General features: G+C 73.0%; 2 protein-coding genes. Both read right to left on the bottom strand.

What is annotated here, in order from left to right; all coding sequences use genetic code 11:
- Positions 1–89: 89 nt before the first annotated feature.
- Entirely contained in the window at positions 90–740 is a 651-nt protein-coding gene (locus AC2W7A_RS11935; protein WP_485991531.1) for a nitrobindin family protein, read from the bottom strand.
- A gap of 222 nt (positions 741–962) precedes the next feature.
- Positions 963–1,775, bottom strand: coding sequence for a hypothetical protein (locus AC2W7A_RS11930; RefSeq protein ID WP_485991532.1), 813 nt, complete (start codon positions 1,773–1,775; stop codon positions 963–965).
- Positions 1,776–2,053: the final 278 nt, after the last annotated feature.

The raw sequence follows: 2,053 nt of genomic DNA, 5'->3' as shown, positions 1-2,053 counted from the left end.
CTATCCCCTGTGTGCCTTGGCAGTCTCAGCCTTTTTCTCTATGGGCAGTCGGTGATGGCCAGGAGGGGGGCTACGGTGGGCGGCGTCCGTCATCGGCGCGGGCGCTCCGCGTGCGGAGCCAGACGGCCTTCGGTGCGGTCCGGCATGCGGTCGAGGATCGCGGAGGCGTGGGCCTCGAGGTCGTGCTCCTCGGCGGCGGCGCTGTCCCAGCGCCAGAAGAGCTGGTTGTTCACGAGGCCGGCCATGCGGGTGGCACGGTGGTACTCGCCGGCGGCGGATCCGCGCAGCACCGCGTCCGTGGCGAGCTGCAGCTGCGGGCCCTTGATCCGCCCGTAGTACAGCTCGGACATGGAGCCCGGGTGCGTGATGGTGGCGGTCAGGCCGAAGGCCTCGTTCTCCCCGCGCAGGGCCTCGACGTCCTCCGCGGAGCGGTACGCCGGGACGACGTCGGCCGGGTTCATGCCGGGGCCAACGTCGCCGTCGCGCCGCGGACGGTCCACCTGCCAGAACCCGGTCTCGAGGGTGAGGGGACGCAGCAGGGTGCCGTCCTCCTCGCAGATCCACGACTCGGCGCGGTACTCCACGAACGGCAGGCCGATCTCGGTGAAGTCGACGCGCTGATAGAAGATCTCGGTCCCCTCGGCGCCGTCGCCGAGGCGGCCCTGCCCCTCCCAGGAGCCGAGGAGCCAGGAGAGCGGGGCGAGTTCGGGGGTGAGGTCGTATGGGAGTTCGGTGGCCATGGAGACGATTGTCCCGCGCAGGTCACCGTGCGGACGCGCCACGGCCGGGCCGTGTCACCGCCGCACGGCGGACCTCAGCGCTGGCCCTTGAACAGGCCGCCGATGACGAGCGCGGCCACGCCGGCCATGCCCAGGGAGGCGAGGCCCACGAGGCCCAGGAAGAAGATCTCGAGTGCAAGAAGGTTGTCCATGCCGCTCATTCTAGCGACCTTCACGGGCGTCTCAGCCCAGCAGTGCCAGGATGACGTGGCCGATGACGCCGGCGGCCCCCACCGGGGCCATCGCCAGGGCGAACCCGGCGCGGCGAGGGCGCAGCGTGGTGGCGACCGGACGGTCCTCCGGCCGCGGTTTCGCGGACGGCGCGGTGGCGGCGGTGAGGGCCACCAGGGTGCTCGAGGCCAGGGCGGCCACCGCGGCGATGACGAGCTTGCGCGGCTCCGCGTCGAGCACGAGCGTGGCGCCGACGGCGACCAGCACGGACAGCGGGATCAGCGCGGCGGCCAGCATGCCGGGGCGGCCCTGCATCCACGGCGTCAGGCCGATGAAGGACACCAGCGCCACGGTGGCGCCGATGGTCACGAGCAGGATCGGCGCCAGGGGCAGGGAGTTCCACTGCGCCAGCGCGGCCCAGCCGGAGGTCATGACCACGATCATCACTCCGCCCATGGTGGCCACGGTGGACTCCAGCCGCAGCGGACGGCCGGTGCCGCGGATCAGCTGCACCATGAACGCGGCGATCACGCCCCAGCCGGCCACCACGGCCATGGGCTGGAACAGGCCGAGCGCCCCCTTCTCCGGCTCGCCCAGGCCGAACCGTCCCCACAGCAGGGTCAGTCCGAGGCAGACGAGCCCCACGACGGCGAGGGTCACGGACAGCGAGACCCGCGCCGGAGAGCCCAGCTGACGGGGCCACCCCCAGGCGATCACGAGGATCACCACGACCGCCACCGCCGAGACCGCGTAGGGCCCCACGAAGGCGGCGGCACTGAGGACGACCGCCGCGAGGGCGGCGGCCAGGGCCATCGACAGTCTCATCACGGGCCCCATCCTGCCAGGTCGCCGCACGGACCGCGGAGCGAGACTCCCCCGACACGGAACCGCACCCCGGCACGGGGCCGCCGTAGGCTTTCCGGCGAGGATTCCGTGTGCGGCGTCCGGGAGCGAAAGGGAGTGCACCGTGGAGCATGTGGTGCTGCTGACCGACGCCGGCGACGGCCTCGGCGACCTGGCCGACCACCTCGACCTGCTCGGCCACACCGTCACCGTGCTCCCCCGCCGCGCCTCGGCCGCCGCCGGGGTGCCGTCCGCCGACG

It is taken from the genome of Micrococcus sp. LASM2_SD2, from assembly GCF_057364565.1.
Note: the sequence above shows the minus strand (reverse complement) of the source record. Positions and strands in the feature narration are given on the sequence as shown.